The following is a 26,309-nucleotide window of genomic DNA, read 5'->3' as shown; positions in this document are numbered from 1 at the left end:
CTGTTCCCCTTCGGTCACAGCTCAAAGCTCAAAGCTCAAAGCCCCTAAAGCCTAAAGCCTAGCGCCTAGAGTGACAGAAAGCCCAACACCGACACAAGCGGGTGTTTGTGCTGCCATTCGCGTCCGGCGAGGCGCGCGGCGGCCTGGCGCGCTTTGTCTTCGGGCGAGGCCAAGTCGTAATACTGCTGCAGGCTTTCGCGGTCGAGCTGGTGCTTTAGCTGCATGCCGACATAACACCGGAGCGCCTGCGCTTCGGCTTCGGTCAGTTCGGCGAAAGCGGCAGTGCACAGGCCGCGCTCAAGCACAACTGCGAAGTGCTGGCGCGCGTGGGTGGTGGCAAGCACCGCCTCGGGGCGAAGCTGCAACACCTTGCACAAGAGCTGTACGTACTGCCTGAGTTGGCCGTCGGTGCACCCAAGCTGTGCAGCTAAATCTATCAGCTGTGCCGCTTTAAGCCCTTCCAACAGGCGTGCCATCCGCATCAAGATAAGCAGCATCCTCTCGGCGCTAGCTGCACCTTGCCCGCTTAGCGCTAGCGCCGGGCGTAGCCGCTCTAATTCTGCTAAGCCACGCGGCGTCACCTGCATAAGCGGGAGAAGCTTGCCTTGTGCTTCTTTGTTCACAGTCTCTAGGAAGCCGTTCCGCTCAAGGTGGCTTATGGATTGCTGCACGTCTTTGTAGTCAAGGCCTGCCAAGGCACCAAAGAGCTCGGAAATGCCATTTTCTCGCGCTAAATGCTCGGTGCTTGCGCTGGCCTCACCTAAGAGAAACTTGATGATTCCACTCCGCCCGCGTTTGCCGCTAAAGGCCTTAGCACAGAGCAGCAGCATGCCGCGAATTTCATCTAGAGTCAGAGACATCTCGCCACCTCCTACAGGAGATATACGGTGGCGAGACTGGTTTTTCCTGCTATAATAATCGGGACAGTGCTGTCGCTTGTCACTTGTCGCTTGTGAGGAGGGCTACCAGCCGCCAGCAGAGCAGTGACGGGGTGGAAAGGTGGAAAGGGTAAAGGCGAAAGGGAACGGGAGTGGCTTTCCGCTTTCGGCTTTCCGCTGTAAGCCGTAAGCCGTAAGCCGCAAGGCCCCCGTTCTACGGCGCACGGAGCACGAAGCACGGAGCACGCTCCCCTCTGCCAGCGCCAGTAGTCCCTCGCTCTACTGGGCACTGAGCACTGGGCACTAGGCACGAAAAGGAGGCCCGCCATGCACTGGATACTCGAGGGCATAACTACAGCCATTCGCATGCTCGCGACGGGTGAAGGCGAAATCTACGAAATCGCTTGGCTGACGGTGCGAGTAAGCGGCAGCGCTACGCTTTTGAGCGTTTTACTTGGGGTTCCGCTTGGGGCCTACCTAGGGTTAGTGCGCTTTCCGGGACGACAAGCGGTGCGGGCTGTGGTCAACTCAACCTTAGGGCTACCGCCCGTCGTGGTCGGTCTGTGGGTTAGCCTGTTTCTCTGGCGAAGCGGGCCTTTAGGTGGTCTCAGGCTTATGTACACGCCTTATGCACTTGTTATCGCCGGCTGCCTAATCGCCCTGCCACGCGTAACAGCCCTGACTATGGCCGGAGTTATGCAGGTAGAGGGTGGCTTAGCCCTGCATATAAGAGCACTGGGCGCGAACAAGTGGCAGACGATCTGGCTTGTGATACGGGAGGCCCGCCTAAGTATTCTCGCCGCCGTGATGGCCGGCTTCGGCTCGGCGGTGGCCGAGGTAGGCGCAGCCATGGCTGTGGGCGGCAATATCCGCGGGCATACACGTGTGTTGAGTACAGCCATTGTACTTGAGGTAAACCGCGGCAACTTCGCAGTCGCTGTGGCGCTTGGGTTTATCCTGCTGACCTTGTCTTATGGGGTCGCGCTCATACTCACAGCTATGCAACAGGGGAGGCTGTGGAATGCTCACGGTTAAAGAGCTGTGCCTGACCATCAACAAGCGAAGAATCCTCGCCGTACCCGAGTTCACGGTGCGCCGAGGGGAGTTTACGGCTGTAATCGGCCCAAACGGAGCGGGCAAGACCTCGCTGCTGCGGGCCCTTGGGGCAATTGGTGAAGCTAGTCACCAAAGCTATAGCTTAGAAGGCACGGCGCACCGTTGGCCTACGGATCGCTTAGCCATAACGCGCCTGTACTCGCACGTTTTCCAGGCACCGCGACTTCTGTCCGGCAGTGTGCTAGACAACGTAAGTCTGCCGCTTCGGCTAAGAGGCGTAAGCTCACGGCTAGCGAGAGAACGCGCGCTGCATTGGCTGGGTGTTACGCAAGCTGAAACGCTCGCAACCCGTCAAGCTAAGACGCTTTCGGGCGGCGAGACAGCTAGAGTAATTCTGGCCCAGGCCCTAGTGACCGAGCCGCGCATCGTATTTCTCGATGAGCCCTTTACCTATTTAGACGTGGAAGCGCGGGCCTATCTCCTGCGGCACTTACGGGAGTGGCTTGCCCTCACGGATACAACCGGAGTTATGGTCAGCCATGATTACAGCGAAGTAGCGCTGCTTGCCGACAGACTGGTAGTGATGGACAGGGGCATGATTGTGGCGGACGGGGAGCCGTCGGCTATTCTCGCCGCCCCTACCCGACCCTTTCTCTGCGATTTTGTCAGCCTGGGACGCGCGGCGTACCGCACACCCACTCCTACCCAGCCGAAAGTTGGTCCACAGCCAGCCCGGGGCGTATAAGCACGAGCGGGGTGCGTTCGCTGCCCTGCCCGGCCGGGTTGTCGCGGAGCATCCCCATGAGCTCTGCTTCGCTAAACCCTAAATGGTCGGAGTGCCCAAGAATGGTTACGCCGAGGTCGTTGGCGTCGACGATCATACAGGCAATGCCAAGTTTTGTCTCAATCTCGCGGCATACCTCGCTCGGTTTATCCGGCACCAACACCCCTTTAGTAAGGTACCAGTCAAAGGCATCGGCACAGAAGCCGTCGATGCCGGCGATGCCGTGCCCCGCCACCATGTAGAACACGCCCTTGATGCCAAAAGGTCGCGTGAGAGCTGCGCAGGCCGCGGCCAGCAGAATGCGCGGCAACCCGGCGAGGTTTATGGCGATTTGCATCTTGTAGGGATTACCTACGGACTCCCCGGCCGGCGTCATATTGACGAAGCGGCTTAAGAACTTTGCCCAAAAGCTTAGCTTAATATCGCTCATTTCCAGTATTCTGTTCTGGCAAAGAGCGATGACCTTCTCGCTTATCGACAGGATGTCGCCCGGCTGATAAAGCGCACTTACGTAAAAGCGGATTATCTCAAGATAATCTTCGCCGGGGGTTATAAAGTGCGTCTGTATGGCGTGCCGATAGAAGGCCCTGCCGTTGACCACAATCGTTACTTGTTTATCCGGGTTAGCGTAGAAAGTGTCCATGACTTTCTCCCTTGTCTTGAGATTTAGAGTGTCGCTTGTCGCTTGTCGCTTGTCGCTTGTCGCTTGGGGAGAGGCTTTAGGCCTTAGGCTGTAGGCGTTAGGGGCTTTGAGCTGTGAGCTGTGAGCGAAGGGGAAGCGAACACTACGGCGATACCCGCTCTACTGGGCACTGGGCACTGGGCACTAGGCACTGGGCACTGGGCACTTCCCCCATCCCCTCACGGCGCAATGCGTCGCAGCCCCTTTCCGTCCGGTTGCACCGTATAGAGCGCGTGGCGGCCTTCTCCCTCTACTTGGATAAAGGCAATGCGCTTGCCGTCAGGCGACCATTGCGGCGACGATTTGGGCAAGCGGCTTTCCGTAAGTCGGCGAGGGTTTAGCCCTTCCTTATTTATAGTGAAGACTTCTAAACCCTTGCCTTGGAAATCCTGCAGAAAGACAATGTGCTCGCCGTCCGGGGAGAAGCGCGGGTCGGAAGCGCGTCCTCCGGTGACTAAGCGCGCTTGGCGGTAAGGGTTAATGTCGGCTACGTAGATGTCGCGCGGTACGGGCACTATGGAGAGGTTAATGTCCTCGGCCTGCCACGTGTGAAACACAAAGCGAGGTAGAGTGGGCTGCTTATGCGCGCCGAACGCGTTGTGCACCGGGCCTCCTTGGGAGAGACGGTTGGCGGCAAGCGTCGCTAGGTTGACTTCCCAAAGGTCGTACTTAAAATTCCAGCTGTGACTATGTCCCTCAAACGTACTCCACAGGTAGACTTTATCCGAGGCGTCACCAAAACCGAGCAGGCGGTTTGTATCGCCTTGGGAAGGAACGACGACCGCGCGCGCTGCTACTAAGTCGTACAGCACTACATCCTGGTAGACATCGGAATGAGCGTCGGCGGCGCCAAAGCTGCGCTGAAACGCGACAAACCTGCCGTCGGGTGAGAACATGGGCGAGGCCGGATAAGCGCCGCTTAGCGGTAAATCCAGACGCCGCGTAGCTCTCGTCGTGCGGTCATAGAGAGCCGGGTACCGCTCGTTTCCCCCCCCGTAAGTGACAAAAGCCACGTAGCGACCGTTTGGACTCACAGCCACGTCAAACTCGGTTTGTGTGCCTTCTGTAAGCCTGCGCGGCCGTCCGCCGGTACCCCCTACCAGCCAAAGGCGCTGTTCGCCGGCGGCGTCTTTGGCCACAACTAAGCCCTCATTGCCCGGAAGCCAAGCAAATGAGGAAATTGTAAAAGTCTCAGGCCCCGCTTCGCGCTCGAACCACTGACACCCAACTAGCAGCACAGCCAGGATCATCCCCAGTGCAACCAAGCGTACGGCTTTCATGCTTAGCCTCCGATCGTTTCTAAATCCCTGTCCCTAAGGTCGGTGACGAACATATGTCCCGGGGCATGCGTAATGACCAAATCGGGCTTAGACTGCATGACCACGGCTTGCGGGGTGCAGCCGCACGCCCAAAAGAGCGGCAGCTCACCCGGGCGTATGGTCACCGCGTCACCCATGTCGGGCGCCGAGATGTCCCTAATGCCAAGTGCCGCCGGGTCGCCGATGTGAATTGGCGCGCCGTGCACGGCCTTGTAGCGGCCGGTAATCTGTACCGCTTTGGCTACATCCCGCGCGGCAAAGGGGCGCATGCTCACCACCAGCGGTCCGCTAAACACACCGGCGCTCTGGCAAGGAATATTCGTGACGTACATAGGCGCGTTGCGTCCTTCGCTGATATGACGCACCTCTAGGCCTTGTTCCAGTAGAGCTCCTTCAAAGCTAAAGCTACAGCCGAGCAAGAAGCTTACGAAGTCGCTCTGCCAGTAGTCGACAATGGTAAGCGGCTCGGCCTGAAGTACGCCGTGGCGAAACACCCGGTAGCGTGGCAGGTCCGTGCGTATGTCGGAGCCGGGGGCTAGGAACTTCGCTTCAAAGCACCCGGGCTCTAGCACCTCAAGTACGGGACACGCTATGGCGTTACGCTGGCAGAAGAGCAGGAAGTCAAAGGCAAGTTCCAACTTTAGGATAACCAAATTGGCCTGCGCGTACCCAACCGCTAAGCCTGCTGTTGGCCGCGTGTACTCTCCGCCGCGCATCAGCGCTCGCCATTGACTGGGACTACGACTCTCGCGCTTCTCTTTCACGGTACCACCTCGCTGGCGTAAACATGAAATTGCTCCCCAAGTATGGCGACACTAAGTTCCCGCCGCGACTTTGCGCGACAAGGCGGCGCCGCAAGTTTTTTCGCTTGCTCGCAGAGGATTGACAACGCCTGCTCTAACGACACGACGCTAAACTGTAGCCTGTCGCCTGGTTTTAGCTGCCCAAAGAGCGGCAAGTCTGCCCCGATTACAGTGGCAATCTTGGGGTACCCGCCCGTAGTCTGCCTGTCGGCCAACATCACTATCGGTTGACCGCTTGGCGGCACCTGAATACTTCCCGGCGCCACGCCGTCACTGACAGTGTCGCCGCCGATATGGCGCGCAAGCGGCTGACCGCGCAAGCGATAGGCCATGCGGTCTGACTCCGCGGCGACTTCGTACTCGCCCTCCTCTAGCTGCAGGAGAGTCTCCGGCACAAAAAGCTCGTCTTGTGGCCCGAGCATGATACGCACACGCGTGAGGTCCTGCGGCAGAGCCGGCAGCAGCGCCCGCGGCACAAAATTGCCGACAAGCCCGGAGCGGTCTTCGCACTCCCCTACGCTCAGGGTATCTCCCGCTCGCAGCGCGCGGCCGCCGAGCCCTCCTATTTGCCCACGCAAAAACGTCGCACGGCTGCCCATTACCGGCGGGACGGCGATGCCACCTGCCACAGCAAGGTAGGCGCGCGCGCCGCGTATGGCCGTGCCACAATCTAATCTGTCACCCGGAGCTAAGGTAAAGGCCTCCCACTGCGGCGCGGGCTTCCCATTCACGGAGAGTGCAAACCTCCCCCCCGTTACCGCTACCAAGAGGCGCGCGTTAGCGAGAAGTACCGGCCCCTGCATGGTTATCTCAAGTGCGGCGAGCGAGCAGTCGTTTCCCACTAGCTTGTTGGCCCACTGCAAGGAGTAAGTGTCCATGGCACCGGAAACAGGCACGCCAAACGCCTGCAAGCCATGCCGCCCACAGTCTTGTACGGTGGTGAGTAGCCCTCCAGAAAGCACGGACAATGTCTTCATACTATCATACTATCTCCTCACGCGTGACGCGCGGCACATATTCGTCTCTGGCCACCTGCGCTTCTATGTCGGCGTACTCATCGGGCGTGACTGGTCGAAAACGCACGCGCTGCCCGGCTTTAAGCAGCACCGGCGGCGAGAAGTCCGGCCTGTAGAGCCTAAGCGGTGTACGACCTAAGAGATGCCAGCCTCCGGGGCTCTCGAGCGGATAGATGCCCGCCTGCAGTTCCGCAATCGCCACCGAACCCGCCGGAACCTTAGTGCGCGGCGTCGCCAACCGCGGCAAAGACAAGCGCGGGTCTAGCCCGCCGAGATAGGGGTATCCCGGCATAAAACCAATCATATAGACGGTGTAGTCTGCCTGTGAGTGAAGCTCGATTACTTCCCGAGAAGTCAGCCCTACCTTAAGCGCTACGTCGCTTAAATCCGGCCCCCACTCGCCGCCGTAGAGCACGGGAATCTCTATCGTCTCGCGCCACAGGGACGCGTCGTTGCCGTCGTTGTGCAGCAGTTTTGTGCAATGCGCGATTAGCGCTTCGCGGGAGAGCTGTAAGGGATCGTAGGATACCAAGAGCGAGGCGTAGGCCGGCACACTCTCTTTGAAGCCTAGGAGGTTTCCGGTCCTTAGCCGTTGGTCTAGGGAGTGCACTGCTCGGTTTAGAGCCGGGTCAATCGCTTGTCCGAACTCCACTACGAGGTGACTTTCGCCCGCAGACAGAAAACGCGGCATAACGTCAGCGCCCCCCTAACGGACTAAAGGCAACTCCTGCCTCACCTAGTGCCTTACGCATGGCGCTCACAAACTGCAGGGCGTGCGGGCTGTCCCCGTGCACGCAGATAGTGTCGGCGGTTACGGCTATCCGCTCGCCGGTGACGGCGGTGACGAACCCGCGCGTGACCATATCTAAGGCTTGCCGAACTACCAGGTTTACATCCGTGTAGACTGCACCCGGGTTGCCGCGCGGCACCAACGCGCCGTCCGCCTGATAAGCGCGGTCGGCAAACACCTCGCGCGCTACGGCGAGTCCGGCCGCGAGGCCCTCGTCGATAAGTTTCGAACCGCCCATACCTACCAGCCACAGCGCGCTGTCGACGTCCCTTACTGCGCGCGCAATCGCGGCGGCTAACCGCGCATCAACCGCGGCCGCATTGTAGAGTGCGCCGTGCACCTTGACATGCGTAACCTCCGTCCTCTGCGTGCGGGCTACGCCAAGCAAGGCCCCGATTTGATACACAACCGCATCATAGACCTCGTTAGGGGTCATGGCCATATATCTCCGTCCAAAGCCAGCCAAGTCTGGGTAACCGGGGTGCGCACCCACGCGCACGCCGTGGGTCTTGGCGAGGGCTACAGTCTTCTGCATAAACGACGGGTCCCCCGCGTGAAATCCACAGGCAATATTGGCGCTCGTGATATGCGGCATAATGAGTTCGTCCTGTCCAAGTGAATAGGGGCCAAAGCTTTCGGCCATGTCGCAGTTTATATCTACATGGATCCTCGGCGTCAAGCTCAAATCCCCTTTCTCACGACATAACCCATATCCCGCGAAATGTCTTCGGCACAACGCGACAGGTGTTTGACCATGTAGTCGAGCTTTTCTTCGTTGAAACTAGCACTCGGTCCGGCAATGCTTACAGCGCCCACGACTTTGCGCGTATGGTCGCGTACCGGCATAGCAATGGCCGACGAGCCTTCAAACAGCTCTCCCTGACTAAAGCAGTACCCTAAGGCGCGCTCGCGCTTGATGCGCTCCGCAAGGTCGGCAGCGTCTTTGGGAGTACTCGGGGTAAAGGGCACGATGGACAGCTTAGGCAGCAGCTCCTGCAGGTCCTTCTCCGGCAGGAAAGCAATGAGGGCGCGAGGGCACGCCCCGGCATAAAGCGGCGCGCGCCTGCCAATGCGCGTGTACATGCGCACGGGGTGGCTGGTTTCCCGCTTCTCAATATATACTCCGTCGTAACCGTCGCGAATAACTAGATTGACGGCTTGGTCTACCTTAAGCAACAGCTCGTCCATATGCACTAAGGCTGCGTGGCGAATGTCTAACCGTTCGGTGACTGCGTTGGCTAGCTCTAGGAAGCGCAATCCTAGGCAGTAGGCCTTGCTCCTGTCGCGCATCAGGTACCCGTTGGCTTCGAGTGTGTTAAGCATGCGTAAAGCCGTGGGCTTAGTCAGGCCGGAGCGCTCGGCGACGTCACGCAGTGTCAGGCGCGGCTTCTCAAGCGTAAAAAGCTCCAAAATCTTAAGTCCCTTGTCGAAGGTGTTGGCTATAGCCATAGTTGTCCCTCCATCACAATTTGAAATAGGGTGTTAAATATTGAGTTCGATGCCGAAATAAATACTCCTGCGTCGCGCAAGTAAATTGCGTTAGCAGGAGATTAGTTAGGGAAGGAGAAAGTAGATAATGTCGCTTGTCGCTTGTCGCTTGTCGCTTGTCGCTTGAGGGAGCCGCCGGCCGCCAGGCGCCAGCCGCCAGGAAATTGTCGCTCGGGGCTTGGGGAACGGCTGTGAGCGGTGACGTAGGGACGTGCCTATGGCACGTCCGCGGACGTGCGAACGCACGTCCCTACTCTCGGGCGTTAGGGGTTAGAAGAACGGTGCTACGAGCACGAAGTCGCCATATCGCTACATAAACACTCTCGGAGGTGTCGCATGCAGATAGTTATTTTCTCGGTGGGAGCGGATTCCTACGCCATAGAGGCGCTAAGCGTGCAGGAAATACTGCGCAAACCTACAGCACTGGCTATTCCCGAGGCTCCGGCACACATTGTGGGCGTCATCGATTTTCGCGGCGCAAATATCCCGCTGGTTAATCTCGGGCATCTGCTCGGACACCCAGAGAGGGCCGAGTCTGAACAAGCCGTTGTGCTTACCGCAGGCGGCATGTCAGCTGCGTTCCAAGTCGACGAAGTCGAAGACGTGCTCAATGTGCCAAATCATGCCCTAGACACGGCTTCGGCTACACTCGCGGGTTCGACCTCGATAACAAAAGCCGTGGTGCGGCTGAAAGAGCGCATGCTGGTGCTACTTGACCCCGCGCGCCTGCTCGGGAAAGCGCTTTGAGTTCTGAGCCGCCTACCGCGGCGCTATCGCTATCCCCTGCCGCCCGAGCGCTTTCCAGCGCTGCTGAAAGACCGCCTTGTCGAAGCGCCGCAGCGTTCCCGTCCAAGGGTCGTTTACCAGCACACTGGTATCGCTAAACCCAACGAGTAGCATCGCATGCTGGTTTCCGTTCCAGTGATGGATATCTCCCTGCGGGGTAATCCAAGCGTCTGTGCGGAGCACAGGCAAGTTAGAGATCGTGCCCCACACCGCGATGGGGTTGCCGGCGCGCACCATGGCTTCGTATTCCTCCCAAGGGCGCTCAGTCATGTTGATGACGCGGTCACCAAAATAAGGCTCCAACATAAGCAGCAACGGCTGATGATACACGCCGTAGCTGTTTCTGTTATATGGGCTTCCCACAAACATCTCGCGCGGGTCGGGACCGTGTAACCGGCCATCCCGCCAGAAAAGAGACCCTTGCGGCAATTGTGTTATCCACTCATCCACGCTCTTTTGCACTCCGTAGAACTCCGCGAGTTTGGCCAACGCCACTACTTCACACCCGGTTGGCCAGCGGGGGTGCTGAGAAAAGAGCGGGGCGTTCTCTATGTATACAAGCGAACCAGTAACAAGCGCTGGTCTAATAGCCGGAGGCGACTCGTTATGCGGCACCTCTGGTTCTTGCTCTTGGCTCTCGGCGACGAGTCCGCCTGGGATATCAGGCTCGCTACTCGCGGCGTTCCCCACATAGTACAGGCCAAGTAGCGCCAGTAGAGCGACAAATATGACGGCGAGGACCGCTAGCGACAAATCAATAAGCCTAAAGCTAATCACCCCTTTTCTCCTATAGTACATCGGAGAAAAGGGGTTAGAACTTAAGTCGTAAGTTGCGCGAGGATCTGCGCTCGCCGCGCCTCTACGCGCGTGAAGTCCATATTTGGCACATAGAGACCTTCCAGTTCGTCGTGCGCGGATTTAGCTCGCGCTAGGAACCCCACGGCCTTTTCGAGCGCTCGCTTGCCGTCTGCCAGCACGGCGTTCATTTCCCCACGCCAAGGCGTCAAGCGCTCTTCTCTGACGAGCGCGTTCAGGTCTTCTGTCCATGTACCGGTAGCGGTATACACATGCGGCGTGCGGCTCGTTACCACAGCTAGGGATAACTCCGGCACATAGAGGTGTTCGACCGTCTCTGGGTCTAGTCCGCAGTGGTAGACCTCGGTCCACAGTGACCTGGCAGCTAACGCACGCTGCAGATGATCGAGTATATACTCCGCACCCGCACCCTTGGTTGCCTGTAATACTAGCACGCGTTGGCACCGCCGCATCAAGCTGTCCACGAAGTTGACAAAGCCGCTTGGGGTAATCGCTGAGGCAAAGAGATGCCTTGCCGTGGAAGCACTTTTGGCCACGCTACGCGGCAGCAGCAATTCCTCATAGCGGAGGGCTAAGGTCTTAAGCGCTGCCCAATCGAGGGCCCCTGCGTCAACGTAGTAGGCGGCGTGCTCATCTAGGTGTTTTTTGGCGCAGGCAAGGTAGCCATAAGTGCGGCGAAACAGGCGGCTAATCTCGGTTGTCACAGCCTGAATCTGCGCGCGATTAGCCTGGAGTGCTGCTTGCTGCCAGTACTCCCCTAGGTTAACAATCTCATCGACCGCACCCGGAAGCTTGGGGTCAACTACATGGGGGGAAGTGCCGTCCAAGAACGCTACGCCTAGCTCCGGTATCACGAGGCCGTCAAGCGATTGCGGGTCAGAGGAGCAGTGAAAATACTCCACGTGACGCTGCCTTTGTATGACCTCGCCAATGCTTTGCATCAGCCTAGACTTCCCAACGCCCGGACCGCCCTTAATTACCCACACTCTGTGCGGGTTAGTTGGGATAACGTGCTCAAAAAAAGAATGGAACCCGAAAGCAGTATTGCCGCCCGCAAACAAGTGGCGCTCGTAGCCCGGCATAACTCATCCTCCCTATAATGACCTGTTGCATCATACGGAGAACGAGCGCGGCACGTGCGTAAGTTTAGTTAAGTTCCGCCATCATCGCCAAAAAGGCTTCGGCAACATGTGGAGCGAACTGCTTGCCGCTTCCCGCGCGAATGCACAGAAGGGCGTCCGTGTGCGTTAGGGCGCCGCGATAGGCGCGAGGGTTAGTCATGGCGTCATAGGCGTCTACTACCGAGATAATCTGTGCGGGCCAGGGTATGTCTTCGCCGGCTAAGGCGTAAGGGTAGCCCGTGCCGTCCCAGCGCTCGTGGTGGTGCAAGATCCCCTCCGCCAAATGCGCCAGCTCAACTGTAGCGCTGGCAATGCGATAGCCAATCTCGCTGTGCTTCTTCATGATCTCCCATTCTTCTGGCGACAACTGGCTAGGCTTGTTTAGTATATGGTCGGGCACGCCAATCTTGCCGATATCGTGCAGTGTTGCCAGCATATAAATGTCGTCGAGGTCGCTGCCGGATGCGCCTAGGCGCCTAGCCAAGTCGCGTGCTAGGTCTCCCATGCGGTCGCTGTGAGCGGTGGTGTCGCGCGTCTTCTCTTCTAGCGCTTGCATCAGACTGGTAATAAGCGAGCCGCGCACGCTCTTGCCCTCGCGCAGTTTGCGGCGATACATGCGGTCTTCGGCTTGCACGAAAAGCCCGAAGAGGTTATCCGTCACTGCAGTTTTGCAGCTGACACCGAAGGCAAGACTTAACTGCCTGAGCCCTTCGCTCCGTTCGCGGCACTCGGCTTCGACACACAGAGCGAGCGCCTCGGCTTCTGCTTCCGTGGTGTTAGGCAAAATCATGGCGAACTCATCCCCGCCGACGCGCGCCACGATATCTCCCGGGCGAGCGCAGGCACGTAAAGCGTCCGCCGACAGCCGCAGCACCTCGTCGCCCAAAGCGTGCCCAAAAGCGTCGTTGACCAGTTTCAAACCGTTAGTGTCGCCTAGGAGCAGACTGATAGGTACTGCGCCGCTCTGTTCTAAGTTGCGTAAGCTATTGTCAAAGTAAGCGCGGTTATACACACCGGTAAGCTGGTCGTACTGACTGAGCTTTTGCATTTCACGTTCGGCCGCGCGGCGCGAGCGCACATCGCGGTAGATGGCGTAGGCACCCTCTACGTGACCTAAAGCGCGGATAGGCACGATAGAAATCTCAACGTCTATTTCCTGCCCGGAACTGGTAAGACGTGCAGTGAGGAAGTTAGCTATGCCTACCGTCGTCTGCGACGAAAGAAAACGCGCCTCATCTAGCCTATGGGAAGCAACAAGCAGATCAATATCCCGACCTATTACATCTTCGCCTTTCCACTCAAATAGACGCAGAAAAGCCGCATTGGCGGCAATAATGGTGCACGATAAATCTACTAACGCGATGGCATCTTGCGCGTTCTCAAACAGTGCCCGCCAGTAGCCTTGCCTTATTTCCAGTTCGTTGCGCGACTCTCGTTCTTCGGTTACGGCTACTTCTAGGCGCGCGTTCATCGCTTCCATTTCTACCTTGGCCGTGTGCACTTCGAGGTAATACGATTGGGCGCGGTCTAGCAAATCGTTTATGCTGTTGACCAGCGCGGCGAATCGCCCCGGTCGGTTAACCGGCGGAATGCGGTCAAAGCAGTCTTCCTTTATGTGCAGTGAGTTAATCGTTCTTTCAAGCGCTAGGAGCGGCGCGGAGACTTGTCCGTAATAGAAGGACGCCAAACCAAGCATTAGGCCGACGCCTGATACGCCAATGAGCGCCACGTACATCCAGAGGGTCCGCGCGTGCGGAAAGAAGTCCTCCCAGGGGACGTAGGCCACTAGATGCCACCCTACCCGGGGCACGGGGACATAGAGCATTCTGTCTCGTAGCCAGCCTGTGCCCACGTACTCCTGCCCGCTGCCGGTAAAGGGCAGGTTGCGCTCTACCACCGCTAACAAGGAGTCGTCCAAAGTATCGCGCGCACTGGTAATGAGATTGCCGCCGTTATAGAGAAGCGACGCGCTGTGGCGGGTGATTGGGGTATCTACGAGGAATCTGGCGATTGTGCTAAGCTCGATGTCGGCTCCGACTACCCCTAAGAGACTCCCCTCTGCGGAGTGCACGGCCTGAGCGACGGTGACAATCATGGCGTCGCCGCTGGCGTTAAGGAACGGATCCGTGAAGACAAGGCCGCGCGTGCCGGTCGCCTTAATATACCAAGGGCGCAGGCGCAAGTCCCAACCCGGGGGCGCAACCCAGCCCGAAGCGTTAAGCATGCGATTATCGGCCGTGCCGTAGTATACGGAACGCAGTGCCGGTGAAGCGCTAAGCACGCCGCGGAGGAGTGTAAGCAGTTCTGCCTCGCTTGTCCCTTCATCCATTAAGGCAATCTGCGCCGCAGCCAACTCCACGCCGCGCGCCTGTACATCTAGCCATTGACCTACCTCTCTCGCTACGCGGTTTACGCGCTTCTGGGCGATTGTATAGGCATCTTCCGTCACGCGGGAAGAAAAAACGGCGTACATCACTGTTGTCGCCAACAGCGGTAAGCCGATTGCCAAGACAATCAACGCCACGTAAAATCTTCTGCCTCTCGACACTGCTGCCACCCCGCTCAACTCCGCTGTTACCTTACCAAGTCACCTCGCCATACTTCGACATAATCCGACACTTTCCTGCTGCTAGGACGAAAATTCTTACGTTTCGCCTAGCTGAAGGTGGCAAGAGGCGTTAACCGTACGCACTTGCCAACGGCGCGGTGTGGGTTTGTAGTGCAGCACCGTTAGGCCGGTGTTGTCCACGGTAAGTGCGGAGGCAAAAGAGAACAGCTCAGGCGGCGCGGACAAAGCGTAGGCGAGCAGAGTGCGCACGCAGCCGCCGTGCGTAACGAGGCAGATGGTGCCCGTTTCAAGCTGTGCGACCTTATCCTCTAACCAACTAGTTGTGCGCTGGTAGAGGTCCCAATAGGATTCGCCGCTAGGTCGCCGCGTGTAGAGCGTGTCGGCGTGTAGGTTCTCCCAAATGGTCGGGTGCGTGACGCGCCCTTGTTCGAGCGTAAGCCCCTGCCAGAGACCTACGTCAAGCTCCCTGAGTTCGGCTACCGCCGTAATGGGGCAATGCTGTTTGGCGGCAATAATCTCCGCCGTGGAATACGCTCGCATCAAGGGGCTGCTGTAGATATGCTCTATAGGGTAGCGCGCGGCGAGGTAGCGCGCGAGATGCTTAGCCTGTGCCCGCCCTGTCTCGTTAAGCGGTACATCAAGATGCCCCTGCATAATATTGTTCTTGTTATGGTCTGTTTCGCCATGTCGCACTAGGAGAACCGTCAGCATGCGCCACCTCGTTAAAATCATCAATAACCATTAAGATTTTATCATCGCTTAGCGCCTTTGGCGAGTAGCGGCGGGTGGAGTTGCTGCGGAGGCCAGTGCGTTAGCGTGTTTGGCGGCAAGGTCTTCGGCAAGTTTACCGAGGCGCCCGCGATACTCACCGTACATTTGTTCCCTAAAAGTGGCGAGACTGGCCGTGTATTCGCTAAGCATCCCGGTTTTGAGCTCGGCGAGTAAGCCTGCGAATTCACCGGCAAGCTCCATCTTAGCGGTCGCTAGGCGCTCTGTGCACAGCGCAACCCAGTGCTCATACCGCGCCGCAAGGTTCTCTTGGTGAAGAGAGAGCACGTGAGCTTGATGTTCCTGCAAGTGCTTCTGGAATTCTGCTGACAACTGGCGCTCCAGCGCGGTAAGGCGTGTTACGGCACCTGTCTGCCACTCTGCGAGGTACTCTCCCGCATGGGAGAACAGCCGCTTAGCCAACTCGGTGTCGCGCTCTCGGTGCGCCGCTTTGTCCTCCTCGGCCGATTGCGCAAGCGTTACTTGGTACTCTGTGCGCATTTCTTGCGCCAGTACCTGCAGCGCACGTTGGTGCTCCTCACGCAGGGTGCGGCAGAGACGCTCTAGTTCACTGCGACTACCGGCGAGCCACTCGGCGTGCGACTTCGCTAACGCTTCTGCATGCACCGACTGCAGCGCTTGTTCAGCTCGCTCAAGCGCGCCCGCGAACGTACCTTTGTACTCGTGTGCTAGGTGACTTAAGCGATTTTCATGCTCGGCGGCCAAGTTCGTGGCTACTTTCTCGAGCGTCGCTTTTAAGTCAGCCCGCAGCTCTTGCCCAAGCAGCTCTATTTCTTGTTGGTGCTGCCGCACGTACTCCCCTTGTACCGTCCGCGCCGCTCTTTCCAGTAACACATGCAGTTCCTGCCGTGCCTGCTTTAGCACTTGCTCCACTTCTACCTTGGCCGTTTGATTCGCCGCCATCTGCTCATTAAGCCATGCCCTGCCCATTACTTCTAGTTGGCCGGCCAGCTCACTGCGCAAGTTCTCGCTTACTTGCTGCTGCCCTTCTTTTTTCCACTGCGCGATGGCCTCTGCGAGCACTCCGGCTTGCTCTACCCGCCATTCTGCCTCCATGCGCCTAAGGTAAGCCCGCTCGCGGTGCATAACCTCCTGCTCGCGCCAAGCGGCCTCTAGCGCGTTTAGCTCCGCGCCACGTTGTTTCCGCCATTCTTTTTCTATCTCGGCAAGTTCCCGCTTTGTTTGCTGTTGCCACTGCGCTTCCCGCATCTGTAGGTCCTGCCTAATGCGGAGCATCCCTTCCTGCATCTGCCGCGCTATATCTTTTTGCTGGGAGCGTAGCCACGCTAACGCCTGGGCCTCGGTTTCGGTTTTGCGGCGCATCTGCCATTCGTCCTCGAGCTTAGCTTGCCTGTCGGCCAGTGCGTTAAGGAGTTTTCTCTCTTGCTCGTCTAAACGCAGGCGCTCTGCCTTGTGCCACTCTTGCTCGCGGCGTTCAAACACGGCGTGTTGTCGGCTGAGCAGGCTTTCCTCAAGCAGAGCCTGCTGGCTACGCAAGCGCTCGCGCCACTCAGATTCACTTTGGTGCTCTTCGAGGAGCAAAGGGTCGGGGCGCTTGACTCCCTGAGCTAGCTCGGGGCGCTCTTTGAGAAAGGCGATAATCTGCTCGTCAAGGCGTACTATCGCTTCCTCCAGTTCGAGCTGAGTACGGCGCTTCTGACGTGACGGCGCTTTCTTTAGCTCGCCCTGCACCTGTGCGAGCTGCTCATTTAGGCTGAGAAACTTCTCCTCCATCTGTGCATAGGCTTGCCGGTCATCCTTGACACTAAGCTTTGACTTGGGTACGGGATTGCTCGGCTTTTGCTTAGTGGGCAACAAAAACACCCCCTCCTGCATGTTCATGGCAGTATATGTGGGGGGTGTTCACAACGTTACCTGAGAAATGTCGCTTCCCGTTCCGGCCCGACTGAGATAAGCCGCGCCGGCGCGTTTAGATACCCTTCAATCAGCCGCACGTAGTCCTGCGCGGCTTGCGGCAGTGCCGCGAAGCTTTGTACAGAAGATGTGGGCTGCTGCCACCCCGGCATTTCTTCATAGATGGGCTCCACACGATAGAGGTCTGCCGTAAGAGGCATATAGTCTATGTGGTGGCCGTCTAGTTTGTAGCCGACACATACCTTAAGCATCGGGAGGCCGTCTAGGGTGTCTAGCTTAGTGACTGCCAGCTCGGTAAAGCCGTTTAGCGCTGCGGCATAGCGCAAAGCAACCGCGTCAAGCCACCCGATGCGCCGGGGACGGCCGGTTGTCGCTCCGTACTCGTGCCCGACTTCCCGCAGGTAGCGCCCTGTTTCGTTGTCTTGCTCGGTGGGGAAAGGCCCTGCGCCCACACAGGTGGAAAAGGCCTTGACGACGCCAAGCACAGACGTAATGCGCTGCGGGGGTATGCCTGCACCGGCGCAGGCCCCGCCCGGCAGGGGGTTAGATGAAGTCACATACGGGTATATGCCCCAGTCTAAGTCGCGCATCGTGCCCAGCTGCCCCTCGAGCAAGATGTCTTTGTCTTGCTTAACAGCCAGGGAGACTAACGACAGGGTGTCTCCAATGTAAGGGGCAAGTCGCTTGGCGTACGCAGCGTAACGCTCTACTATTAGCTCTCTGTCTGCCGCAAGTGGTTTGGCGTCATAGAGCTTAACTAACAGGTCGTCACAGGCGGCAAGTAGCTCCCGCAACTTCGGCTCCAGTCGCCCCCAGTCTTTAAGCTCACCCATCTGAATCCCAAGACGCAAGGCCTTCGCCGCATAGGCGGGCGAAATACCCCTAAGCGTAGAGCCTTGTTTGCGCTCACCGCGGCTTTCCTCGGCCATGCGCTCAAGTTGCGCATATGAAGGGACAGATAAGTGGGCGCGATTAGAAATGTAGAGCCTCTCCGTGCTAATCCCGCGGCTTGTTAGCATGTCTAATTCCTTGACTAACTCGTCAAGGTCTATAACTGTGCCCGTGCCGATAATGTTGACGGTCTCTCTGTTAAAAATGCCACACGGCACAAGATGCAACGCAAACTTGCCATACTCGTTAACCACGGTGTGGCCTGCATTAGCTCCGCCTTGATAGCGGATGACGTAGTCAGCCTGCTGGGCCAGCAAGTCGACTATTTTGCCCTTACCTTCGTCACCCCATTGCGCACCGACGACGGCTCTTATAGGAATGGTGATCACTTCCTTTCGCTTTGTGGAGGCGGGGCTCCTGGCTACTGGCTGCTGGCTGCTGGTAGAGGGGAGTGCCTAGTGCACAGTGCCTAGTGCCCAGTAGAGCGGTAACGCGGTGGCTCCCCCTTGACCTTTCCACCTTTACCCTTTCCACCCTCCACACTTATAGCTTACGGCTTACGGCTTACAGCGGAGAGCGGAAAGCGGATAGCGGATAGCGGATAACCCTCTCCCCGCAGTTCACGATTCACGATTCATGATTCACGATTGCTCACCGCTCTTCCAATGCCTCAAGCCTCATGCCTAAGGCCTCTCCCCAAGCGACAAGCGACAAGGGACATGCGACACTCTCCTACGCCCTCGCCCAAGTGTCTTTTAGCCCGACGATGCGGTTAAAGACGAGTTGCCCAGACGAGTTAGACGCAGGGTCGGCGTAGAAATACCCTTGGCGCAGAAACTGGTGTCTGCTGCCCGGGGCTGCAGATGCGAGCGAGGGTTCTAGCTTGCAGTCGCGGAGGACCACGAGCGAGGTAGGATTAAGGCAAGAGGTAAATTCTTCGCCTTCGGGTAGGTCCTCGGGGTCGGCTTTACTGAAAAGTGTATCGTAGAGCCGCACTTGTGCCTCTACCGCATGCGACAAGGACACCCAGTGGGAAGTCCCTTTTACTTTGCGCCCACTCTCTGCGCCTCCGCTCTTGCTGGCAGGGTCGTAGGTGCAGTGGAGTTCGGTAATCTCGCCGGTGGCGGGGTCCTTGGTAACGCGCTCGCAGCGGATAATGTAAGCCCCTTTTAGGCGCACTTCGCCGCCAAGCGTTAAGCGATGAAACTTCTTGATAGGCACTTCCATGAAATCTTCGCGCTCAATATAAATTTCCCGGGAAAAGGGGAGCAGGCGCGTTCCGGCTTGCGGATCCTCGGGGTTGTTCTCTAGCTCTAGCCACTCTACTTGCTCTGCCGGATAGTTTTCTATGACTACTTTAAGCGGCCTCAGCACGGCCATAGCGCGCGGCGCATGAGCGTTAAGCTCTTCACGGACGCAGTGCTCAAGTACGGCAAGGTCCATAACCACACTCTTGCGCGCCACACCGCACAGAGCGCAAAACGCGCGGATGGCGGATGGCGTGTAGCCGCGGCGGCGGAGTCCCGCAATGGTCGGCAGGCGTGGGTCGTCCCACCCGGCTACGTGACCTTCCTCCACCAGGCGTCTGAGCTTGCGCTTGCTCATAACGGTGTAGGATAAGCTTACGCGGCCAAACTCCGTCTGCTCCGGATGCCCTTCAGTCGGGAAGGCGTTTGCCATATGCTTAACCACCCAGTCGTAGAGCGGACGGTGGTCGGCGTATTCGAGTGAACAGAGTGAATGCGTAATCCCCTCTAGGTAATCGCCGATGGGATGCGAGTAGTCGTACATCGGATAAATGCACCACTCGTCTTTAGTGCGGTGATGGTGCGCATGCCGAATGCGGTAGAGCGCCGGGTCGCGCAGGTTTAGGTTCGGACTCTGCATGTCTATCTTGGCGCGCAGAGTGCGGCTGCCGTCGGCGAACTCCCCGGCGCGCATGCGCGCGAAAAGGTCTAAGTTTTCGTCCACCGACCTGTTGCGGTAGGGACTCTCCTTTCCCGGCTCGGTCAGAGTCCCGCGGTACGCGCGCATCTCTTCTGCCGAAAGGTCGTCGACAAAGGCCAGTCCCTGCTTTATGAGGTATACGGCAAAATCGTACTTCTGCTCAAAGTAGTCGGACGCAAAAAACAGCCTGTCCTCCCAGTCTGCGCCCAGCCACCTGACGTCGGCCATAATTGAGTCTACAAACTCCTGCTCCTCTTTTAAGGGGTTAGTATCGTCAAAGCGCAGGTTAAACTTGCCGCTGTAGCTTTGCGCCAGCCCGTAGTTAAGGTTTACGGCAAAGGCATGCCCGATATGCAGCCAGCCGTTTGGCTCCGGCGGGAAGCGAGTATGTACCCGGCCGCCGTTCTTTCCCGCGGCGATGTCTTGGCTTATCATGTCCCGTAGAAAGTTGTTAGGTGTGTCAGTCAATGGGATCACCTCGCTGTGAATCAATCGTGAATCATGAATCGTGAATCGTGAACTCTGGGGAGGGGCTTTCAGCCCGCAGCACTCAGCTTTCAGCGTAGGGACGTGCCTATGGCACGTCCGCGGACGTGCGAACGCACGTCCCTACAACGCCGTGGCGAGCGCGCGTGTTCTACTTCTACCAGCAGCCAGGAGCCAGCAGCCCCCCGCTCTACTGGGCACTAGGCACTGCGCACTGGGCACTTCCCTCTACCAGCAGCCAGCAGCCCCCCGTCTACTGGACACTAGGCACTGAGCACTGGGCACTTCCCTCTACCAGCAGCCAGCAGCCCCTCGTTCTACGGAGCACGAAGCACGAAGCACGAAGCACGCTCCCCTCTACCAGCAGCCCCCGTCTGGATTGTAGCACGAGTTCTACCGGGCAGCAACTTATGCCAAGCTACACGGCAGGATTCTACATCGCGACAACGAACGAGGAAGGTAATTCTTATGGAAAGGAGCTCTAGACATGAACATCCTAATCGGTGGAGCGGCCGGGCAAGGGATAGATACGCTTGCCCACTTTCTGGGGCGGAACTTTACTCGAGCCGGAGCCGGTGTCCACCTCTGCAAAGACTATATGTCCCGCGTGCGCGGCGGGCACAACTTTAGCTTGCTGCGCGTAGAAAGTGCTACGCCTGAGGCACCTTTGGCCCATGTCGACTTACTGGTGGCGCTAAACGAGGAAACATACAGAACGCACAGCCGCCGCCTTACAGCGAACGCCCAGATTATCTTTGACCCAGCGGCTTCTACCCTGCCGCCTGCGGAAACACGCGGGGTGCCGGTCTCGCTCCACGCGCTGGCCCGCACAGCCGGCGGAGCCGTGCTAGCCAGCACGGTTGCGGCCGGAGCGGTGCTATCCCTCCTCGGCGAACCGATAGAGGAGGCACAAAAGTTGCTAGGCGAGTTATACACTACTCCTCTCCTGGAACAAAACATAGCGGCACTTAGCGCGGGGTACCTTGCTGCGGCACCCTACCAAAGAAGCGAGCAAACTCTGCCTAAGCAGACTCTAGCCGCAGAGCGGCTCTTTATTGACGGGAACTCGGCTGTGGGTATGGCGGCCCTCGCTAGTGGCTGTCGCTTTGTCTCCGCGTACCCGATGACGCCGGCTACCGGGGTTGTGTCCTATCTTGCGGCCAAACAGGATGCATACGACTTGGTAGTCGAGCAAGCCGAGGACGAAATCGCCGCCATCAACATGGTGCTTGGGGCGTCGTTTGCCGGCGCGCGCTCTCTCACCTGCACCTCGGGCGGTGGTTTTGCGCTGATGGCCGAGGGGCTCTCGCTTGCCGGCGTTATGGAGGTACCGATTGTAATTTTGCTGGCCATGCGCCCGGGCCCGGCCACCGGACTCCCGACGCGCACGGAACAAGGCGATTTGAACTTTGCCATTTTCAGCGGCCACGGCGAGTTCCCGCGCGCGGTGCTGGCGGCAACTTCGCTCGAAGACGCTTTTTATCGGCTGAACAAAGCGTTTGACCTGGCGGACAAGTACCAAATGCCGGTAATTTTCCTTACCGACCAGTACTTTGCCGACAGTGCGCGTTCGATTCCTCCCTATGATTTCTCGCGCCTAGTGTATGAACGCCACTTGACTCCGGCGGAATTAACCGAACGGCCATATCAGCGCTATCGTTATACCCCTGATGGGATATCGCCGCGGGCGTTGCCCGGGCAGTATGCGGGCGAAGTTGTTTTGGCAGACAGCCATGAACACGAAGAACACGGGTTTATTGCCGAGGACGTCGAGACGCGCCTAGGCATGACCGACAAGCGAATGCGCCGCATGGAAGCTGTGCGTGAGGAAATGGATGAACCCGAGTTTTACGGCCACACCGACGCCGAAGTCCTGCTAATTGGGTGGGGTTCAACGCACGGCGCTATCCGCGAGGCAGTCGACATGCTATGTGGGCAAGAAATAAGAGCCGCGATGCTCCACTTTCAAGATTTGTGGCCGCTCCGGCTCGAAACAGTCGGCACGCTTCTGCCAAAGGCACAGGTGAGCTTCTGCATTGAGAACAATGCTACGGGGCAGTTCGCGGCACTGCTTAGGCGCGAGAGCGGGCTTAGCGTGCAGCATTCCTTACTTAAGTTTGACGGCCGCCCCTTTACGGCGGCAGACATTGTAGGTGAGGTGAATAACTATGTATAGACCACAAGACTACCTCGGCAAAGACCCCACGTGGTGCCCGGGCTGCGGCAACTTCCCCATTCGGCAGGTGCTAGCCGATGCCCTAGCCGAGGCCAAGCTCGCTCCCCATCAAGTGTTAATGGTCAGCGGCATCGGACAGGCCGCGAAGATGCCCCACTACATGCGGGTCAACGGCTTTAACGGTTTGCACGGGCGCGCCCTACCCCCGGCGGTAGGAGCGAGAATAGCTAACCACACGCTTACCGTAATCGTCGAATCCGGCGACGGCGACACTTATGGCGAGGGCGGCAACCACTTTATTCACACCATCCGCCGCAACCCTAACATCGCCCACTTCGTGCACAACAACCAAGTCTACGGCTTAACCAAGGGCCAAGCCAGCCCGACGAGCGATATCGGCATGCGCACCAATGCGCAGCCCGCAGGCGTGTTCCTAGAGCCCTTTGCACCGCTGGCAGTCGCCCTGGTTATGGGAGCAGGGTTCGTGGCGCGCGGGTTTGCAGGCGACAAGGCGCGGCTTAAAGAGCTAATGCTCGCAGCCATTGCCTACCCGGGCTACGCCTTGGTAGACATTTTGCAGCCCTGCGTCACGTTTAATAAGCGCAATACTTACGCTTGGTACAAAGAGCGCGGCTACTATGTGGAAGGGCACGACACAAGCGATTGGGACGCTGCGCTTAAGCTCGCGCGGGAGTGGGGCGACCGCATACCGCTGGGCATTTTGTACAACGCGCCACGCGCGACCTTCGAGTCGCACTTCCCGGTACTCGACGGCGAACCGTTGGCCCTGCGTCCGTTTGCACCCGCGGCGGTAGCGAAGGTGCAGGGGGAGTTTGTGTAGTGAGCTATGAGCGGTGAGCTGTGAGCTGTGAGGGGGGGCTGTTGGCTCTCGGCACTCAGCACTTAGCATTCAGCGTAGGCGTTAGGCGTTAGGCGTTAGGTGTTAGTGGCTTTGAGCTATGAGCGGTGAGCGGTGAGCAATCAAGAATCGTGAATCATGAACTGCAGTGAGAGGGCTATCCGCTATCCGCTTTCCGCTGTACGCTGTAAGCCGTAAGCTATAAGTGTGGAGGGTGGAAAGGTCAAAGGTGGAAAGGTCAAAGGGGAGCCACCGCGTTACCGCTCTACTGAGCACGGAGCACGGAGCACGACGCACGCTCTCTTCTTCCAGCAGCCAAAAGCTAGCAGCCCTGTAGCCTCGCCGCTAGCACGCGCGCCACATGCACTCCGCTCGCACTTGCTTGCGATAAGCCGCGTGTCACGCCTGCGCCGTCGCCTACGGCGAATAGCCCTTTGACTTCCGTCTCAAGCTCGGGCGACAAGCGCAGGCGGGAGCTGTAAAACTTAACTTCCACCCCGTACAGCAACGTATCGTCGTTAGCCGTGCCGGGGGCAAGCTTGTCTAGCGCATAAATCATCTCCATGATGTTGTCTAAGTGGCGCTTGGGCAGAACCAGACTTAAGTCGCCCGGTGTGGCGTCAAGCGTCGGCTTGGTGAAGCTCTTTCCTAACCGGTGATCATTCGTACGTCTGCCCTGCACTAAATCACCAAAGCGCTGCACCAAAACCCCCCCGCCCAACAGGTTGGAAAATGATGCGATGCGCTTGCCGTATTGGTGCGGCTCATTAAAGGGGTGCGTAAAGCGGTTGCTTACGAGTAGTGCAAAGTTGGTGTTGCGGCTGTGCAGTGCCGGGTCGCGGTAACTATGCCCGTTGACGGTGATAATCCCGTCGGTGTTTTCGCTCACTACGTAGCCGCGTGGGTTCATGCAAAAAGTGCGCACGGAATCGCCGTACTGCTTGGTACGGTAGACTAGTTTCGCTTCATAGACGTCGTCGGTGATGTGGCTGAAGACCTCGTAGGGGAGCTCGACACGCACGCCGACGTCGACTTGGTTGTTGTAGAGACTTAAACCTAGGGACTTGCATTGCGCGGCGAACCACTCGGCTCCGGCGCGGCCCGGTGCGGCAATGACATAGTCTGCGAAAATCGACCGCGGCTCATTGCGCTGCGAAGAGACAGCTAAGACAAAACCGCCGTCTCTGGGCTCAAGTTTGGTGACCGGGGAGTTAAAGTGCATGGCGAATCCGAGGTCGCGACTAAGCGCGCGATGCAGTTCGTGCAGGATGCGCAGGTTGTTCTCGGTGCCTAGGTGCCGCACGGTTGCTTGGAGCAAGTGCAGGTCAAAAGCAAGTGCCTGCTTGCGCAAGGCGCTGTCTTTGGTCGTATACAGCTCGCGCGGAGCTCCAAACTGCAGGTTTATGCCGTCGACGTACTCTATGAGGTCGAGCACGTCTTGTTCGGGCAGAAACTCCTGTAGCCACCCGCCAAACTCGGTAGTGAGGTTGTATTTGCCGTCGGAAAACGCCCCCGCACCGCCAAACCCGCGCATAATGTCGCAGGGTACACACCCTACACACTTGTTGACAGCGCGCTCGGCAATCGGGCAGCTGCGCTCGGCGAGGTCTGCACCGGCCTCAAGCATGATTACCCGCAGTCCTTTGCGGCGCTGCAACAGCTCAAACGCGGCAAAAATACCCGCCGGGCCTCCTCCGATTATGGCTACATCTACGCGTTCCTGCACAGGTTACACTCCTTAGAAGCAAAAGGGACGGAGCCTTTTGCTTCGCACTTTGCACTTTGCACTTCGCACTTCGTGGCCCGCACTAACGCCTCAGCTGAGTGCTGAGCGCCCCCTGAGTTCAGTCATACAATAACCCCATCCCTCTGAACTTCTGAATAGAGTGGAATCAGAGAGTAGACGCCTTTATTCCAGGCAAATGTGTCAACCACAACAAGGCTTAAGTTGGTTCCATATGCATAATTTACGTCGAAGATAATATCTGACATGACATTCCTGTCGCGATGGGTCACCATTTCCTTCGTAATCACCAGCAGATCCAGATCTGACTCCTCATCGGCTTCACCCCGCGCGACCGACCCGAATACTACCAGTAGCTCCACAGCATACTGCTCCGTTAGTCGCTTCTTAGCCTCTAGCACGGCCTCCCTGTATTCTTTGGCAAGCACAAGATCGTCAAACTCGAGCCTCATTACTGACACCTCCAGACAGGTCTTGCTTCGCAATTCGCACCCTCATCATACCATATGGCCTGGCACCACGTGCGCTCCCTGGCGGCTGGCGGCTGGCGGCAGGCGGCTCTCACCGCTTCGCGGTTTGCGGCTTCTTCTTCTTGGCAGTGTACTTGTTAATGAGCGGCACAGCGGCGTTTAGGCCGAGTATAGCGAAAGATGTCCCTTCGGGCAGAGGGCTAAAGAAGCGCATGGCCATGATGCCAAGGCCGATTGCCGCACCGAACACCCAGCGGCCGAGGTCGGCGCGTGGCGAGGTAAACGGGTCGGTGGCCATAAACAAGGCGCCGAGAAGCAGGCTGCCGGAGAAGACATGGAAAAGCGGGTTGTCTCCGGCGAGTAGTGCCCATACTGCTACGGCAGCCACGCACCCCGCCGGGATGCGCCAGTTCGCGAACTTCTGGTAAGCGAGATAGGCGAACCCGAGGAGCAGCGCTAACGCCGAGGCTTCGCCGATGGTGCCGGGCACTAGACCTGTGAAAAGGTCGAGGATAGCGGGCGTGGCCTGCCCTGCCCGGTGTAGCTGTAGCGGCGTCGCCGAAGTAACCATATCGATAGGAGTCAGCCACGGGCTCATTGTGCCGGGAAAGGCCAAAACAATAAACAGCCGCCCAAACAAAGCCGGGTTAAACAGGTTCTTGCCCATGCCGCCAAACAATTGCTTACCGGCAATCACGGCGACCGCCGCGCCTATCGCGGCAATGTAAAGAGGCAGAGACGGCGAAAGACCAAGGCCGAATAACATCCCCGTGACTACCGCGCTTAAGTCATATATCTTTACGGGCTTCTTCGTGGCATACTGCCAGAGAACCTCACTGCCGACAGCTACGCCGACACTTACCATCATTAAGAGCAGTGCCGGCAGTCTGTAGAACCATAGCGCGGCAAGCGTGGCCGGAATAAGCGCAATAATCACCGCACGCATCATCTTCAATGGACATTA

23 protein-coding genes are annotated in these 26,309 nt (G+C 58.1%); 5 read left to right on the top strand and 18 right to left on the bottom strand.

The genetic code is table 11. From position 1 onward, the window contains the following. Positions 1–65: 65 nt before the first annotated feature. On the bottom strand, positions 66–860 hold the full coding sequence (locus KGZ66_08040) for a hypothetical protein (protein MBS3985542.1): 795 nt from the start codon (positions 858–860) through the stop codon (positions 66–68). A 345-nt stretch (positions 861–1,205) separates the two neighbouring features. Between KGZ66_08040 and KGZ66_08035 the strand changes: the two genes are divergently transcribed. After that, entirely contained in the window at positions 1,206–1,913 is a 708-nt protein-coding gene (locus tag KGZ66_08035; protein MBS3985541.1) for an ABC transporter permease, read from the top strand. Then, positions 1,900–2,679 (top strand): ATP-binding cassette domain-containing protein, encoded by a 780-nt coding sequence (locus KGZ66_08030; GenBank protein ID MBS3985540.1) that lies wholly within the window; start codon positions 1,900–1,902, stop codon positions 2,677–2,679. The genes KGZ66_08035 and KGZ66_08030 overlap by 14 nt, the downstream gene beginning before the upstream one ends. On the opposite strand, the gene KGZ66_08025 is transcribed toward KGZ66_08030, so the two are convergent. The 7 genes from KGZ66_08025 to KGZ66_07995 form a co-directional block, all read right to left on the bottom strand. After that, positions 2,636–3,361 carry a coenzyme F420-0:L-glutamate ligase gene (locus KGZ66_08025; GenBank protein MBS3985539.1) on the bottom strand — a complete coding sequence of 242 codons (726 nt, stop codon included), beginning with the start codon at positions 3,359–3,361 and terminating at the stop codon, positions 2,636–2,638. The two genes, KGZ66_08030 and KGZ66_08025, sit on opposite strands and share 44 nt — an antisense overlap. Positions 3,362–3,579: 218 nt before the next feature. Continuing rightward, positions 3,580–4,680, bottom strand: a complete 1,101-nt coding sequence (locus KGZ66_08020; protein MBS3985538.1) for a PD40 domain-containing protein — start codon at positions 4,678–4,680, stop codon at positions 3,580–3,582. A gap of 2 nt (positions 4,681–4,682) precedes the next feature. Continuing rightward, positions 4,683–5,435 (bottom strand): putative hydro-lyase, encoded by a 753-nt coding sequence (locus KGZ66_08015; protein ID MBS3985537.1) that lies wholly within the window; start codon positions 5,433–5,435, stop codon positions 4,683–4,685. Between the two features lie 44 nt (positions 5,436–5,479). After that, the gene (locus tag KGZ66_08010) at positions 5,480–6,499 is read right to left on the bottom strand and encodes a biotin-dependent carboxyltransferase family protein (GenBank protein ID MBS3985536.1); all 1,020 of its coding nucleotides are present in this window, start codon (positions 6,497–6,499) and stop codon (positions 5,480–5,482) included. 4 nt (positions 6,500–6,503) lie between these two features. Further along, complete coding sequence (gene pxpB / locus KGZ66_08005; protein ID MBS3985535.1) at positions 6,504–7,229, bottom strand: 5-oxoprolinase subunit PxpB; 726 nt, start codon at positions 7,227–7,229, stop codon at positions 6,504–6,506. A gap of 4 nt (positions 7,230–7,233) precedes the next feature. After that, positions 7,234–7,995, bottom strand: coding sequence for a LamB/YcsF family protein (locus tag KGZ66_08000; GenBank protein ID MBS3985534.1), 762 nt, complete (start codon positions 7,993–7,995; stop codon positions 7,234–7,236). 14 nt (positions 7,996–8,009) lie between these two features. Further along, positions 8,010–8,777, bottom strand: a complete 768-nt coding sequence (locus tag KGZ66_07995; GenBank protein MBS3985533.1) for an IclR family transcriptional regulator — start codon at positions 8,775–8,777, stop codon at positions 8,010–8,012. Positions 8,778–9,152: 375 nt separating this feature from the next. Here KGZ66_07995 and KGZ66_07990 point away from each other — a divergent pair, with 375 nt between their 5' ends. Continuing rightward, positions 9,153–9,563, top strand: a complete 411-nt coding sequence (locus tag KGZ66_07990) for a purine-binding chemotaxis protein CheW (GenBank protein ID MBS3985532.1) — start codon at positions 9,153–9,155, stop codon at positions 9,561–9,563. A gap of 12 nt (positions 9,564–9,575) precedes the next feature. On the opposite strand, the gene KGZ66_07985 is transcribed toward KGZ66_07990, so the two are convergent. The 7 genes from KGZ66_07985 to KGZ66_07955 form a co-directional block, all read right to left on the bottom strand. Next, positions 9,576–10,379 carry a C39 family peptidase gene (locus KGZ66_07985; protein MBS3985531.1) on the bottom strand — a complete coding sequence of 268 codons (804 nt, stop codon included), beginning with the start codon at positions 10,377–10,379 and terminating at the stop codon, positions 9,576–9,578. 41 nt (positions 10,380–10,420) lie between these two features. Further along, complete coding sequence (locus KGZ66_07980) at positions 10,421–11,500, bottom strand: hypothetical protein (protein ID MBS3985530.1); 1,080 nt, start codon at positions 11,498–11,500, stop codon at positions 10,421–10,423. Between the two features lie 64 nt (positions 11,501–11,564). Continuing rightward, the gene (locus tag KGZ66_07975) at positions 11,565–14,096 is read right to left on the bottom strand and encodes a diguanylate cyclase (GenBank protein ID MBS3985529.1); all 2,532 of its coding nucleotides are present in this window, start codon (positions 14,094–14,096) and stop codon (positions 11,565–11,567) included. A gap of 87 nt (positions 14,097–14,183) precedes the next feature. Further along, a complete protein-coding gene (locus tag KGZ66_07970; protein ID MBS3985528.1) occupies positions 14,184–14,819 on the bottom strand; it encodes a histidine phosphatase family protein in 636 nt (211 codons plus the stop codon). Positions 14,820–14,867: 48 nt separating this feature from the next. Next, positions 14,868–16,715, bottom strand: coding sequence for a hypothetical protein (locus tag KGZ66_07965; GenBank protein MBS3985527.1), 1,848 nt, complete (start codon positions 16,713–16,715; stop codon positions 14,868–14,870). Between the two features lie 53 nt (positions 16,716–16,768). Next, positions 16,769–18,052 (bottom strand): adenylosuccinate synthase, encoded by a 1,284-nt coding sequence (locus KGZ66_07960; GenBank protein MBS3985526.1) that lies wholly within the window; start codon positions 18,050–18,052, stop codon positions 16,769–16,771. Between the two features lie 343 nt (positions 18,053–18,395). Beyond that, positions 18,396–20,045, bottom strand: coding sequence for a glutamine--tRNA ligase/YqeY domain fusion protein (locus tag KGZ66_07955; protein ID MBS3985525.1), 1,650 nt, complete (start codon positions 20,043–20,045; stop codon positions 18,396–18,398). 538 nt (positions 20,046–20,583) lie between these two features. Here KGZ66_07955 and KGZ66_07950 point away from each other — a divergent pair. Together KGZ66_07950 and KGZ66_07945 are read left to right on the top strand one after the other, a co-directional pair. Next, positions 20,584–22,272 (top strand): 2-oxoacid:acceptor oxidoreductase subunit alpha, encoded by a 1,689-nt coding sequence (locus KGZ66_07950; protein ID MBS3985524.1) that lies wholly within the window; start codon positions 20,584–20,586, stop codon positions 22,270–22,272. After that, positions 22,265–23,113, top strand: a complete 849-nt coding sequence (locus KGZ66_07945) for a 2-oxoacid ferredoxin oxidoreductase (GenBank protein ID MBS3985523.1) — start codon at positions 22,265–22,267, stop codon at positions 23,111–23,113. The genes KGZ66_07950 and KGZ66_07945 overlap by 8 nt, the downstream gene beginning before the upstream one ends. A 340-nt stretch (positions 23,114–23,453) precedes the next feature. Here the strand turns inward: KGZ66_07945 and KGZ66_07940 are convergent, their stop codons facing one another. From KGZ66_07940 to KGZ66_07930, 3 genes are all read right to left on the bottom strand, one after another. Further along, positions 23,454–24,857, bottom strand: coding sequence for an NAD(P)/FAD-dependent oxidoreductase (locus tag KGZ66_07940; protein ID MBS3985522.1), 1,404 nt, complete (start codon positions 24,855–24,857; stop codon positions 23,454–23,456). A 122-nt stretch (positions 24,858–24,979) separates the two neighbouring features. Beyond that, positions 24,980–25,327 (bottom strand): nucleotidyltransferase domain-containing protein, encoded by a 348-nt coding sequence (locus KGZ66_07935; GenBank protein ID MBS3985521.1) that lies wholly within the window; start codon positions 25,325–25,327, stop codon positions 24,980–24,982. A gap of 109 nt (positions 25,328–25,436) precedes the next feature. Further along, the gene (locus tag KGZ66_07930; GenBank protein ID MBS3985520.1) at positions 25,437–26,300 is read right to left on the bottom strand and encodes an RnfABCDGE type electron transport complex subunit D; all 864 of its coding nucleotides are present in this window, start codon (positions 26,298–26,300) and stop codon (positions 25,437–25,439) included. Positions 26,301–26,309 lie beyond the last annotated feature (9 nt).

The organism is Selenomonadales bacterium (assembly GCA_018335585.1).
Lineage (GTDB): Bacteria > Bacillota > UBA994 > UBA994 > UBA994 > UBA994.
This window is presented reverse-complemented; position numbering and strand designations above follow the sequence as displayed.